The organism is Stenotrophomonas sp. 22692, from assembly GCF_052045015.1.
In the GTDB taxonomy this organism is placed as follows: domain Bacteria; phylum Pseudomonadota; class Gammaproteobacteria; order Xanthomonadales; family Xanthomonadaceae; genus Stenotrophomonas; species Stenotrophomonas geniculata.
The window spans coordinates 20,192-33,419 of sequence record NZ_JBQEMR010000002.1 but is presented as its reverse complement, the minus strand read 5'-3'; the positions used below and the strand labels follow the sequence as shown (position 1 = coordinate 33,419).

Sequence of the window (13,228 nt, the reverse complement as noted above, 5' to 3'; positions counted from 1 at the left end):
CGCGCAGCGTTACCGCTGCAGCGCGCGCCGCCCGGGGGCCTCCTGCAATGCCTCGCTGGCCACCACCACGCGGTTGCGGCCGCTGCGCTTGGCCTCGTACATCGCGGCGTCGGCACGTGCCATCAGCCGCTCGTAATCCGGATGACCATCGTGACCGGCCACGCCGATGCTGGCGCTCAGTTCCAGCACCTGGCCATTGGCCAGCGCTACCGGCGACTGTGCGATCTGCCGGCGCAGGCTTTCGGCGATCACGGTCGCCTGCGATTCGCTGGCGGCCACCAGCACCACCACGAATTCTTCGCCGCCATAGCGGAACAGGTAGTCGCTGCCACGCGTGAGCTGGCCGAGCAGGCCGGCCACATGCTGCAACGCGCGGTCGCCGGCATCGTGGCCATGGCCGTCGTTGATTGCCTTGAAATGATCCAGGTCGAGCAGCAGCAGCGAGAACGGTGTGCGGTTGCGCGTGGCCAGCTCGATTTCCCGGCGCAGCACGGTGGGCAGGAAGCGGCGGTTGAGCAGATTGGTCAGGGCATCGCTGCCGGCATCCAGTTCGCCGATGCGCTCGAACAGCAGTGTCATCAGGGTGCGGATGGCGGCCAGGTCCTCGCGTATGGCCGGCAGCACCGCCAGTCGCTGTGCCGGGGCATCGCCGCTCGCGCGCTGCAGGTGGCCGTCAATGCGGGCCATCAACTGGCCCACCTGCTGCGTTTCGCTGCTTTCGCCGAAGCTGGGGATGCCCTTGTGGGTGAACCACAGGCCGAACTCCGAGGTGGCCAGGCTGGCGTTGTCGCTGGCCTGCACATGACCGGCGAGTGCGTAGAGCAGGGCGTTCTCCCAGTCCAGCAGCAGTGCGCGTTGACGCTCGCGTTCGGTGCCGACGTTCTGCACCAGCGAGAACAGCCGGTACGCAGCATCGGCACGGGTGGAGCGCTCGCGTGCATGGGTGTAGGCCAGGGTCATGCCTTCCATGGCGATATCCATGATCGCGCTGAGGCAGTCGATGGCGGCGAACGCGGTGGCGCTGTCGGGCGCGTCGTCGCGCAGGCGCACGAACAGTTCGTGCTTGAGCACGCGCGCGCCGCGGGTGACCAGATCGACCGGAATGCCGACCCGGGCATGCACATCGCCGATCACGCGCTGTGAGGCAACGGTGCTGGCAATACCGTCGGCATCGGTGGTCAGCAGCTGCACCAGCCAGCGTTGCATGGCTGGCTGCAGGCGCTGCTTGACCTGGTCATGGGACAGGAAGCGGCGTGCACGCCCGTCCTGCAACAGTACTTCGTAGAAGCGTTGGGCCAGCGCCGGCGGGGCATCGGCGGCGGCGGCGTGCAGCAGCGCGGTGGCGGCAGGGCCGGCCTGTTGCAGGCAGTGCTGCCAGGCCTCGGCCAGCGGCTGGCTGGCATCGTCCAGTTGGGGTGGTTCCACGTCGATCTCTGACTGCGTACGGCAAACCACGGGTATCGGCCGCGGTGGCGTACGGTTGATGGCAGGTTGGCCGGCCAGTTTACGCGCGATGCAGGGTTGCACGGTGCGCAAAGCACAACGGTGCCGCTGCGGCAATGAGTGAACGCATTTGAGAATCACTCGCATTGATGGGAGAATACGCGCACGGATCGGGCCGCAGGCGACTGCAGCGACGCTCCGCCTCCCCCTCGTCGTTGCCTCAAGCCCTTTGCCAGAGGCCCCGTTGCCCTGCCAGAAGGTCCAGATCATGTCTCCTGCCGTTGTCCTTTCGCCGCGCCCGCTGGCGCTTGCCGTTGCCGCCCTGCTGGCGGGCAGCGCCCTGACCGCCAAGGCTGAAACCGACGCCACCGATATCGACACGGTGCATGTCACCGCCTCGCAGATTGCCCGCCAGGCGTTGGGCACTTCGACCATCACCGCTGAGGACATCGCCAGGCGCCCGCCGGCCAACGACATCGCCGAACTGCTGCGCACCATGCCGGGCGTCAACCTCACCGGCAACAGCGCCTCGGGCCAGTACGGCAACAACCGCCAGATCGACCTGCGTGGCATGGGCCCGGAAAACACCCTGATCCTGGTCGATGGCAAGCGCATCGGTGCCCGCGATGCCGTGCGCATGGGCCGCAGCGGCGAGCGCAATACCCGTGGCGATACCAACTGGGTGCCGGCGGAGATGATCGAGCGCATCGAAGTGCTGCGCGGTCCGGCGGCAGCACGCTACGGCTCCGGTGCTTCTGGCGGCGTGGTCAACATCATCACCAAGCGCCCGACCGGCGACCTGACCGGTGCGGTCGACCTGTACGGGCTGGTGCCCGAGCACAGCGCCGAAGGTGGCAGCGAGCGTGTCGGCCTGCAGCTGAGTGGGCCGATGACCGATACCCTGTCGTTCCGCCTGTACGGCAATCTCAACAAGACCGACGCCGACTCGCTGGACCTCAACCGCCAGTACGCCACCAACCCGAACGCAGTGCCGCCGGCTGGCCGCGAGGGCGTCAAGAACCGCGATGTCAACGCGCTGCTGCGCTGGGACGTGACCGCCAACCAGGTGGTCGAGTTCGAGGCCGGCACCAGCCGCCAGGGCAACATCTATGCGGGTGACCGCGCGGTCAGCACCACCGGCACCTCGACACCGATCGATCTGGGGGCCTTGGCCGAGCAGCAGGCCGAGACCAACCGCATGTACCGCAACACCGGCGCGATCACCCATCGCGGCCGCTGGGGTGATGTGACCTCGCGGGTAACGGCGGCAGTGGAGGCGGTGAACAACTCGCGCATCAACGAAGGCCTGGCCGGTGGCCCGGAGGGCAGCTTCAACGGCACCGACTGGTCGACCTCGCGCCTGCGCAACTACCAACTGGACGGCGAAGTGAGCTTCCCGACCACGCTGGGCGGCGCCGAGAACATCTGGACGCTGGGCTTTGAATACCTGGACAGCCGCCTGACCGACCCGTACTCGATGAGCCAGTCCAGCAGCAGCGGCGGCGGCATTCCGGGGCTGTCGGCCGATCGCGCGCGCGGCAAGTCCGATGCGCAGACCACCGCCGTATTCGTCGAAGACAACATCTACCTGGGTGAGCGCTGGATCGTCACCCCGGGCCTGCGCTTCGATCACCACAGCCAGTTCGGCAACAACACCAGCCCCAGCCTCAATGCGCAGTTCCGCATCAACAGCGACTGGGTGGTGAAGGGGGGTATCGCCCGTGCATTCAAGGCACCGAACCTGTACCAGTCGAATCCGGACTATCTGTATTACACCCGTGGCAATGGCTGCCCGAATGCACTGCCGAGCCTGGGCGCCGGCTGCTACATGCGCGGCAACGCGGACCTGAAGGCGGAAACCAGCCTGAACAAGGAACTGGGCATCGAGTGGGCACCGCAGAGCGGCTGGCAGGCGTCGTTGACCTACTTCCACAACGACTACAAGGACAAGATCCAGGCCGGCTACACCCAGATCGGGCTGACCGCCGACACCAAGGGCCGCATATTCCGCTGGGAGAACGCACCCAAGGCGATCGTGCAGGGGCTTGAAGGCAACCTGGTGATCCCGCTGCTGGGCGAGCAGGGCAGCCGCCTGAAGTGGAGCAACAACTTCACCTACATGGTCGAGAACGAGAACAAGACCACGCGCCAGCCGCTGTCGGTGATCCCGAAGTACACCATCAACACCATGCTGGACTGGCAGGCCACCGACAAGCTGTCGCTGCTGCTGACCGGCACGTTCTACGGCAAGCAGGAACCGGCCACCACCAACATCAACAACGACCCGCGCTGCACCGGCACCTGCGACCCGTCGATTGCACTGCAGGATCGCGGTGCGTACAACATCTGGGGCGTGAGCGCGCGCTACAAGGTAACCGAGACGGTCAGCTTCGGCTTTGGCGTCAACAACCTGGCCGACAAGCGCCTGTTCCGCGAGGCCAACAGCAGCGATGCCGGTGCGGCGACCTACAACGAGCCGGGTCGCGCGTACTGGGCCAGCCTGCGCTTCGGGTTCTGACCCCAGGCCGGCGTCGTTCCACGGGGCTCGCCAGGCATGCCTGGCGGCTCCGGACCGGTACGCCTGCAATGTTATAAACACCGTAATAGTCTCCCCCGCCAGCACGGCGTAGCCTGCACCGCATCGCAAAGGAGCTGTTGCCATGGGCCACGACCACGATCACCTGCCATCCGAGATCCGCCACGAGAAACCCTTGTGGTGGGCGCTCGGCCTGACCTCCACCTTCCTCGTCGTCGAGGTGGTGGGCGCGTTCTGGACCAACAGCCTGGCGCTGCTGTCCGACGCGGCGCACATGGCCACCGATGCGCTGGCGCTGATGATCGCGCTGGTCGCGGTACGGCTGAGCCGTCGCCCGCCCGACGCGCGCCGCACCTACGGCTATGCGCGCCTGGAAGCGCTGGGCGCGATGATCAACGGTGCGATGCTGTTCGTGGTCGCTGGCTACATCCTGTGGGAGGCCATTGGGCGTTTCCGCGAGCCGCAGGAGATTGCCTCGTCGGGCATGCTGGTGATTGCCGCAGCGGGCCTGGTCATCAACCTGATCTCGATGCGCCTGCTGCAGGCCGGCAGCGGCGAGAGCCTCAACGTGAAGGGCGCCTACCTGGAAGTGTGGGCGGACATGCTTGGCTCGGTGGCGGTGATTGCTGGTGCGCTGTTGATCAAGTGGACCGGCTGGAAGCCGATCGATCCCATCCTGGCGGTGCTGATCGGCCTGTGGGTGCTGCCGCGCACCTATGTGTTGATGCGTGAGGCGATCAACGTGCTGCTGGAAGGCGTGCCCAAGGGCATGGACGTGGCCAGGGTACGTGACAGCCTGTCCGGCCACGCTGCGGTACTGGATGTGCATGACCTGCACGTGTGGGCGCTTGCTTCCAGCACCCCAGCGCTCACCGCGCACATCGTGATGCGCGACGGCACCGATGCCGATGCGCTGCGCCGTGAACTGGGCGGGCGCCTGCACGATGACTTCGGCATCGAGCACGTGACACTGCAGATCGAAGCGGACCACTGCGGCGAAGCCTGTGGTGAGCCGGTGCCGGCCAAGGGCGGCGAGCACGAGGGCCATGAGGGCCATGACCACGGCGAGGACGCGCAGGGCCATCGCGGTCACGTGCATCGCTGATCGAAGGTGACGCGCGTGCCGGGCGATGCCCGCCGCAGCTATTCGTCCCGTCGCGAGGCCAGCCGATCCGCCAGCCGGGTCGGCTCCGGCAGCCGGTAACCGCGCAGGGTGCGCTGCACCCAGGCCAGCGCGGTATCGGCACTGACCCGATGGCCGCCGGCCACGAACAGCGGCTTGCAGCGCACCTTGCTGCGCAGCACCCAGCCCAGTTGTTCATCGCCCTCCAGCAGCGGCGTATGTGCACCGGCCTCGGCGCCCGGCTCGACGAACCGGCCCACCAGCTTCGACTTGGCCACGCCGATGCTCGGCAGGTCGGTGACCACGCCCAGATGCGCGGCCACGCCCAGCCGGCGCGGATGGCTGATGCCGTGGCCATCGACGAACACCAGATCCGGCGCCTGCGGCAGCAGCGCCAGTGCCGCCAGCAGCGCCGGCAGCTCGCGGAAACTGAGCAGGCCGGGGATGTAGGGCATCACCGTAGGAATCCGCGCGATCTCCTGCGCCACGGGCTGCAGCGTCTTCGCATCCAGCAGCACCGCCGCGGCGCGGGTGATGGCGCCGTTGTCTTCAAAGCCGACATCCAGCCCGGCCAGCCAGCGCATGTCGCGGGGCAAGCGGTCCTGGCGCTCCACGCGGCCGGCAAGCTGGATCTGCTGCGCGCGGGCAGTGGCGACGCTGCCTTCCCAGCGTCCGGGGTCGATCACCGTATTCATTGGCCGCAGCATCGCATGCGCGGCGCCACGGCCCGGTGAGTGGCGCCCGGGGCTACAATGGCAGCCTGCCTTTCCTCGCGTTGGAGACCCTGCAGTGACCCGTAAACTCGTACTGTTGCGCCATGGCCAGAGCCAGTGGAACCTGGACAACCGCTTCACCGGCTGGGTCGATGTCGACCTGACCGAGCAGGGGCGCCGGGAAGCGGCTGCCGCCGGTCGCCTGATGCGCGAGGAAGGCCTGCAGTTCGACGTCGCCCACACTTCCGTGCTCAAGCGCGCCATCCACACCCTGCAGGGTGCACTGGCCGAGCTGGAGCAGGACTGGCTGCCGGTGAACAAGTCCTGGCGGCTCAACGAGCGCCACTACGGCGGCCTGCAGGGCCTGGACAAGGCAGAGACCGCTGCCAAGCACGGCGAAGACCAGGTCAAGGTGTGGCGTCGTTCGTACGACATCCCGCCGCCGGCCATGGACCTGGAAGATCCGGGCCACCCTATCCACGACCGCCGCTACGCCGGCCTGGACCGCAACGCGCTGCCGGGCACCGAATCGCTGGCCACGACCCTGGACCGCGTGCTGCCGTACTGGCATGACGCCATCGCGCCGCAGCTGAAGGACGGCAAGACCGTGCTGGTCACCGCCCACGGCAACTCGCTGCGTGCGCTGTACAAGTACCTCAACAATGTCTCGCGCGAGGAAATCCTCGAGCTGAACATCCCGACCGGCATTCCGCTGCTGTTCGAACTGAACGACGATCTGACCGTGCAGTCGTTCCGCTATCTGGGCGACCCGGAAGCGGCACGCAAGGCTGCTGAGGCCGTGGCCAACCAAGGCAAGGCGAAATAAAGAAGCAGAAGGCCGGCGCAAGCCGGCCTTCGCTTTTTGTAGAGTCGAGCCATGCTCGACTGCTCTCCGTTGCGGGTTCATGACCCCTGCGGGAGGCCAACCGCAGTCGAGCATGGCTCGACTCTACAGGAAGCTCGCCCCTGTGACCTTTGGCCGGTCCCTGTCGTGGGCGTACCCGGCTACCCTGTGAAATTACCCGCAGGAGAGCCACATGAACGTCCGCAACCTGGTCCCGCTGGGCCTGACCATCGCCATTGCTGCCTCGCTGGCGGCCTGTGGCAAGAATGAAGCCGCACCGGCGGCCAGTGCCGACGCCAAGCCGGCCTTCGACCAGTCGCAGATCAAGACGCCGCTGATCTCGCTCAACAGCGCCGATCTGGACCCGTCGATCTCGGCCTGTACCGACCTCAATGGCTTCGTCAACAGCAAGTGGCTGAAGGCCAACCCGGTGCCGGGCGACCAGACCACCTGGGGCAGCTTCGAGATCCTGCGTGAGCGCTCGCTGGAAGTGCAGCACGCGCTGGTCCAGCAGGCCGCCGCCAGCCAGGCCAAGGCCGGTTCGGTGGAAGCCAAGATCGGTGACATCTGGAAGACCGGCAACGACGAAGCCAAGATCGAAGCCGCCGGCCTGGCGCCGCTGCAGCCGCAGCTGGACAAGATCACTGCACTGAACGACACCGCTGCCATCACCCAGTACCTGCGCGACAGCCAGGCCGAGGGCAAGGGCGTGCTGTTCTCGCTGTTCGCCAATGCCGACTACAAGGATTCGGCCAACGTCATCGCCTACGTCGGCCAGGGCGGCCTGGGCCTGCCGGAGAAGGGCTACTACTTCGACGACGCGCAGGCCAAGATCCGCGACGCCTACGTGGCCTACATCGCACAGGTGCTGACCCTGTCCGGTGTGGACGCGGCGCAGGCCGCCGAGCAGGCCAAGGCCGTGATGGCCTTCGAAACCCGCCTGGCCAAGGCCTCGATGTCGCGCATCGAAATGCGTGACCCGGCCAAGCGCTACAACCCGCTCAGAGCCGCAGATGCCGACAAGCTGACCCCGAACTTCAGCTGGACCGCGCTGTTCGACACCCTGAAGGTGCCGGCCGCACAGAAGTTCTCGCTGGCGCAGCCGGCCTTCTTCGGTGAAATGGACAAGATGCTCGCCGATGTGCCGGCCAGCACCTGGCAGGCCTACCTGCGCTTCCACACCATCGACGATGCCTCGCCGTACCTGAGCAGCCAGTTCGAGAAGGCCAACTTCGATTTCTACGGCACCACCCTGCGTGGCCAGAAGGAAATGCAGCCGCGCTGGAAGCGCGTGCTGGAGTCGGTCAACGGCGGCATGGGTGAAGCGCTGGGCCAGCTGTACGTCGACGCCGTGTTCCCGGCCGAGTCGAAGGTCGCCATGCAGCATCTGGTGGAAAACCTGTCGCAGGCACTGAAGGCGCGCCTGGAGCAGCTGCCGTGGATGGGCGAAGAAACCAAGAAGAAGGCACTGGAGAAGTGGGCCAGCTTCACCCCGAAGATCGGCTACCCGGACAAGTGGCGTGACTGGGCAGGCCTGCAGACCAACGGGGACAGCTACCTGGGCAACATGCAGGCGGCGCGTGCGTTCAACTACCGCTACATGCTGGACAAGATCGGCAAGCCGGTGGACAAGACCGAGTGGGGCATGACCCCGCAGACCGTCAACGCGTACTACAACGCCACCAAGAACGAGATCGTGTTCCCGGCGGCGATCCTGCAGGCACCGTTCTTCGACGCCAAGGCCGATCCGGCGCTGAACTACGGCGGCATCGGTGCGGTCATCGGCCACGAAATGATGCACGGCTACGATGACTCGGGCAGCCAGTTCGCCGCCAACGGCAATTTCGACAACTGGTGGACCGACGCCGACCGCAAGGCCTTCACCGAGCGTACCGACCAGCTGGTCGCGCAGTTCGACGGCTATGAATCGGTGCCGGGCGTGTTCGTGAAGGGCAAGCTGACCCTGGGCGAAAACATCGGCGACCTGGGCGGCCTGACCGTGGCCTACGACGCGCTGCAGATGGCGCTGAAGGAAGATCCGAAGGCGAATGTCGAGGTTGATGGCCACAGCCAGGACCAGCGCTTCTTCATGAACTGGGCCACCGTGTGGCGCCGCAACTTCACCGATGGTGAGCTGCGCGTCCGCCTGAACACCGACCCGCATGCGCCGGCCAACTTCCGTGCCAACGGTGCGCCGTCGAACATGCCGTCCTATGCCGCTGCATTCCAGTGCAAGGCCGGTGATGCGATGGTGCGTGCCGACGACAAGCGCGTGGTGATCTGGTAATCGATCATCCGTGATGCATGATGCGAAAGGCCCGGCGAATGCCGGGCCTTTTGTTTTGCGCGGCCGGTAGTGCCGGGCCATGCCTGGTGGGCATCTCAGGCCAGCTCGGGCTCCCGCGCCAGCATGCGACGGAAGCGCTGCAGCACGTAGGGATCCACCAGCCCGCCGGACTGCGCTTCGATGATCCGCAATGCGGTTTCATGCTCCATCGCATCGCGATAGGGGCGCACGCTGGTCATTGCATCGTAGGCATCGACAACGGTGACGATACGTGAGCCCAGCGGAATGCTCTCGCCACGCAGGCCGTCGGGGTAGCCGCTGCCATCAAACGCCTCGTGATGGGCGCGGATCAGTCGTGCGACCGGTGCGGCGTCGCTGCGGCCGGTGGCCAGGAAGATGTGTTCGCCGCGTACCGGATGCTCGCGCATGATCGCGCGCTCCTCATCGGTATGCCGGCGCGGTGCCAGGAGCACATCGTCGGGAATGCCGATCTTGCCGACGTCGTGGAAGCGCGCGGCCAGGCCGATCTGCGCACAGGCATCGTCGTCGAGATCGCAGTGCGTGGCCAGGCGCTGCGCGAGCAGGCCAACGCGGTCGCAGTGGTGGCGGGTGTAGGCGTCGCGCATCTGCAGCGACATCGAGAGGGCATCGATCAGGCAGGCCTGCGCGTGCAGCAGGTCGGGGGCGGGTACGGCGTCAGGGAACATGGTCATCCGCCCGCACCGGGTGGGGACCGGTGCGGGGTGTTCGGGGGGGCGATCAACCCGGGGCGAGGGTGGTCAGAAGGGCACGGGCCGCATTGAAGCGGTCTTCCGGCAACGGCAGCGGGTGCTTGATGCGCAGCTTGTCGGGCCCTTCCATGGCGTAGAGGTTCGGTTGTTTCTGGATCAGCTGGATCACCGCCATTGGATCGATGTTCGGCTTGGACTCGAACACGATGCGGCCACCGTTCTCGCCCAGGTCCAGCTTGCGGATGCCCAGCGTGTTGGCTTTCAGCTTCAGCTCGGCGATGGCGAACAGGTGCTTGGCCGCATCCGGCAGCAGGCCGAAGCGGTCGATCATCTCCACCTGCAGTTCGCGCAGCGCATCACTTTCGCGCGCGCTGGAAATGCGCTTGTACAGGGTCAGGCGGGTGTGCACGTCCGGCAGGTAATCTTCCGGAATCAGCGCCGGCACATGCAGCTCGACTTCGGCGCCGCGCACTTCCTCGCCGGCATCCAGGTCGGGCAGCTTGCCCTGCTTGATGCTGCGCACCGCGCGCTCCAGCAGTTCGGTGTACAGGCTGAAGCCGACCTCGGCCATCTGTCCGCTCTGGTCCTCGCCGAGCAGTTCACCGGCACCGCGGATCTCCAGATCGTGCGTGGCCAGGGTGAAGCCGGCGCCCAGTTCGTCCATCGACGCGATCGCTTCCAGGCGCTTCTCCGCATCCGGGGTGATCGATCGGCGGTCCGGCGCCACCAGGTACGCGTAGGCGCGATGGTGCGAACGACCGACGCGGCCGCGCAGCTGGTGCAGCTGGGCCAGGCCGAAGCGGTCGGCACGGTTGATGATGATGGTGTTGGCGTTGGGAATGTCGATGCCCGATTCGATGATCGTGGTCGACAGCAGCACGTTGAAGCGCTGCTTCTGGAAATCCAGCATCACCTTTTCCAGCTCGCGCTCCGGCATCTGCCCATGGGCGATGCCGATGCGCGCCTCCGGCACCAGCTCGGACAGCTCGCGCTGCATGCGGCCGATGCTTTCCACGTCGTTGTGCAGGAAGTACAGCTGGCCACCGCGCGCGAGCTCGCGCTGGAAGGCCTCACGCAGCAGCGCGTTGTCCCACTGGGTGATGAAGGTCTGCACCGCCAGCCGGTTCGGCGGCGGCGTGGCGATGATCGACAGGTCGCGCAGGCCGGCCATGGCCATGTTGAGCGTACGCGGGATCGGCGTGGCGGTCAGGGTCAGCAGGTGCACGTTGGCGCGCAGCGCCTTCAGCGCTTCCTTCTGGCGCACGCCGAAACGCTGCTCCTCGTCGACGATGACCATGCCCAGGTCCTTGAACTTCACGTCCGGCTGCAGCAGGCGGTGCGTGCCGACGATGACGTCGATGGTGCCTGCGGCGACCTTCTCCAGTTCGGCCTTGATCTCCTTGGTGCTCTTGAAGCGCGACAGCACTTCGACCTTCAGCGGGTAATCGGCGAAACGGTCGCGGAAGTTGCGGTAGTGCTGCTCGGCCAGCAGCGTGGTCGGCACCAGCACGGCCACCTGCTTGCCGGCACTGGCGGCGGCGAACGCCGCGCGCACCGCGACCTCGGTCTTGCCGAAGCCGACGTCGCCGCAGACCACACGGTCCATCGGCTGGCTGCTGGCCAGGTCGCGCAGGGTGGCATCGATGGCGGCCAACTGGTCCGGCGTTTCCTCGAACGGGAAGCCGGCCGCGAACGGCTCGTACATCGCGCGGTCCACCTGCAGCGCCAGGCCGGCACGCGCCTGGCGGCGGGCCTGGATCTCCAGCAGCTCGGCAGCGACGTCGCGCACCTTCTCGGCGGCCTTGCGCTTGGCCTTGCTCCACTGCTCGCCACCCAGCGAATGCAGCGGCGCGGTTTCCGCCGAAGCACCGGAGTAGCGGCTGATCAGGTGCAGCTGGGCGACCGGCACATACAGGCGGTCGCCCTTGGCATACTCGATTTCCAGGAACTCGCCGGGCATGCCACCGACGTCCATCGCGATCAGGCCCCGGTAGCGGCCAACGCCATGGTCCTCGTGCACGATCGGCGCGCCCTCGGTCAGCTCGCCAAGGTCGCGGATGATCGCTTCCGGCTCGCGGCCGGCACGGCGCGTGCGGCGGGTGCTGCCGGCGCGCTCGGGGAACAGCTGGCGCTCGGTCAGCACCGCGATGCGCGGGTCGTCCAGCGCGAAGCCATCTTCCAGCGGCGCCACCGCGATCGCAAAGCGCGCATCGTCGGCGAGGAAGCTGGGCAGGTCGGCCACCACCGGCGGCTTCAGCTCGGCGGCCTGCAGCACTTCCAGCAGGGCCTCGCGACGCCCGGGCGAATCGGCGGCAATCAGTACCCGGCCTGGATAGTGGCCGAGGAAGGACTTCAGCGCGTCGCCTGCGGGGGCCTCGCGTGCGGCCACCGGCAGCGGCGGCAGCGGCTGGTCGCCCAGCGCATGGGCATCGGCGATGCGCGCGTGGTCAGCCGACCACACCTCGATGCGCGGGGCATCGTTCAGGCGCTCGCGCAGCAGCTCCGGCGACAGGTACAACGCCGACGGCGGCAGTAGCGGGCGCTCCACATCATGGCGGCGCTGCTCATAGCGGTCCGCGGTCTGCGCCCAGAACGCGACGGACGCTTCATACGCACCGGCGCAGACCACCGGCAGGCTGCCGTCGGGCAGGTAGTCGAACAGGGTGGCGGTGCGTTCGAAGAACAGCGGCAGGTAGTACTCGACGCCGGCCGGGGCCAGCCCGGACTTCAGATCCTGGTACAGCGAACTGCGCCGGGTATCCACATCGAAACGCTCGCGCAGCGCGGCCAGCACGCGGGCGATGCTGGCCTCGTCCATCGGCACTTCGCGGCCGGGCAGCATGTGCACGGACTCGACCTTGTCCAGCGAACGCTGGCTTTCCGGATCGAACGCACGGATCGAATCAATGTCCTCGTCCAGCAGTTCCACCCGCAGCGGCTCGTCGGTACCCATCGGGAACACGTCGAGCAGGCCGCCGCGCACGGCGAAGTCGCCGGGGTCCATCACCTGCGGCACGTTGCGATAGCCGGCACTTTCCAGGCGGCGCTTCTCGGCCTCCAGATCCAGGCGCTGGCCGACCTTCAGGTCGAAGCTGCCACCGATCACATAGCTGCGCGGGGCCAGCTGCTGCAGCAGGGTCTGCACCGGCACGATCACCAGGCCGCGCTTCAGCGAGGGCAGGCGGTGCAGGGCGGACAAACGCTGCGAGATGATGTCCGGATGCGGGCTGAAGCGGTCGTAGGGCAGGGTTTCCCAGTCCGGGAAGGCGACCACCGGCAGGGCCGGGTCGCCGCCGAGCAGGGTCTGCAGGTCGGCTTCGAGCTGGTTGGCACCGTGGTTGTCACGGGCGATCACCAGCAGCGGCGCGTCGTGCGCGCGCGCGGCCTGGGCCAGATACCAGGCCAGGGCGGTCGGCGAGGCGGGGGCGCGCCACCAGGCGCGGAGCTGGCCGGCGCGCGGCAGCGGCGGGGCGGGGTATGAGGTACGCGACATGGACCCCGGATTTTAGCAGAAGCCTGATCCAGGCCCGGTGGGTCGGGCTCGCCGGTTG

8 protein-coding genes are annotated in these 13,228 nt (G+C 67.2%); 4 read left to right on the top strand and 4 right to left on the bottom strand.

Going from position 1 to position 13,228, the window contains the following annotated elements; translation table 11 throughout:
• Window positions 1-9 precede the first annotated feature (9 nt).
• A complete protein-coding gene (locus ACTJJM_RS02425) occupies window positions 10-1,425 on the bottom strand; it encodes a GGDEF domain-containing protein (protein ID WP_010483168.1) in 1,416 nt (471 codons plus the stop codon).
• A 286-nt stretch (window positions 1,426-1,711) separates the two neighbouring features.
• On the opposite strand from ACTJJM_RS02425, the gene ACTJJM_RS02420 reads away from it, so the two are divergent.
• Together ACTJJM_RS02420 and ACTJJM_RS02415 are read left to right on the top strand one after the other, a co-directional pair.
• Entirely contained in the window at window positions 1,712-3,961 is a 2,250-nt protein-coding gene (locus tag ACTJJM_RS02420) for a TonB-dependent siderophore receptor (protein WP_313310746.1), read from the top strand.
• A 142-nt stretch (window positions 3,962-4,103) separates the two neighbouring features.
• Window positions 4,104-5,084, top strand: a complete 981-nt coding sequence (locus tag ACTJJM_RS02415; protein WP_010483164.1) for a cation diffusion facilitator family transporter — start codon at window positions 4,104-4,106, stop codon at window positions 5,082-5,084.
• Between the two features lie 38 nt (window positions 5,085-5,122).
• On the opposite strand, the gene nfi is transcribed toward ACTJJM_RS02415, so the two are convergent.
• Window positions 5,123-5,797: a deoxyribonuclease V gene (gene nfi / locus ACTJJM_RS02410; protein ID WP_010483161.1), complete on the bottom strand. Its 675-nt coding sequence runs from the start codon at window positions 5,795-5,797 to the stop codon at window positions 5,123-5,125.
• Window positions 5,798-5,891: 94 nt separating this feature from the next.
• On the opposite strand from nfi, the gene gpmA reads away from it, so the two are divergent.
• Together gpmA and ACTJJM_RS02400 are read left to right on the top strand one after the other, a co-directional pair.
• The gene (gene gpmA, locus ACTJJM_RS02405; protein ID WP_019337589.1) at window positions 5,892-6,641 is read left to right on the top strand and encodes a 2,3-diphosphoglycerate-dependent phosphoglycerate mutase; all 750 of its coding nucleotides are present in this window, start codon (window positions 5,892-5,894) and stop codon (window positions 6,639-6,641) included.
• A 211-nt stretch (window positions 6,642-6,852) separates the two neighbouring features.
• Window positions 6,853-8,946 (top strand): M13-type metalloendopeptidase, encoded by a 2,094-nt coding sequence (locus tag ACTJJM_RS02400; protein ID WP_241873803.1) that lies wholly within the window; start codon window positions 6,853-6,855, stop codon window positions 8,944-8,946.
• Between the two features lie 95 nt (window positions 8,947-9,041).
• Here ACTJJM_RS02400 and ACTJJM_RS02395 read toward each other — a convergent pair whose 3' ends face one another.
• Both ACTJJM_RS02395 and mfd read right to left on the bottom strand, forming a co-directional pair.
• A complete protein-coding gene (locus ACTJJM_RS02395; RefSeq protein WP_071305701.1) occupies window positions 9,042-9,659 on the bottom strand; it encodes an HD-GYP domain-containing protein in 618 nt (205 codons plus the stop codon).
• Window positions 9,660-9,705: 46 nt separating this feature from the next.
• The gene (gene mfd / locus ACTJJM_RS02390; RefSeq protein ID WP_049411323.1) at window positions 9,706-13,170 is read right to left on the bottom strand and encodes a transcription-repair coupling factor; all 3,465 of its coding nucleotides are present in this window, start codon (window positions 13,168-13,170) and stop codon (window positions 9,706-9,708) included.
• Between the last annotated feature and the right edge of the window lie 58 nt (window positions 13,171-13,228).

Coding starts and splice junctions, on each gene's coding strand:
- ACTJJM_RS02420 (WP_313310746.1), top strand. CDS start 1,712: ATGTCTCCTGCCGTTGTCCTTTCGCCGCGCCCGCTGGCGCTTGCCGTT.
- ACTJJM_RS02415 (WP_010483164.1), top strand. CDS start 4,104: ATGGGCCACGACCACGATCACCTGCCATCCGAGATCCGCCACGAGAAA.
- nfi (WP_010483161.1), bottom strand. CDS start 5,797: ATGAATACGGTGATCGACCCCGGACGCTGGGAAGGCAGCGTCGCCACT.
- ACTJJM_RS02400 (WP_241873803.1), top strand. CDS start 6,853: ATGAACGTCCGCAACCTGGTCCCGCTGGGCCTGACCATCGCCATTGCT.
- ACTJJM_RS02395 (WP_071305701.1), bottom strand. CDS start 9,659: ATGACCATGTTCCCTGACGCCGTACCCGCCCCCGACCTGCTGCACGCG.
- mfd (WP_049411323.1), bottom strand. CDS start 13,170: ATGTCGCGTACCTCATACCCCGCCCCGCCGCTGCCGCGCGCCGGCCAG.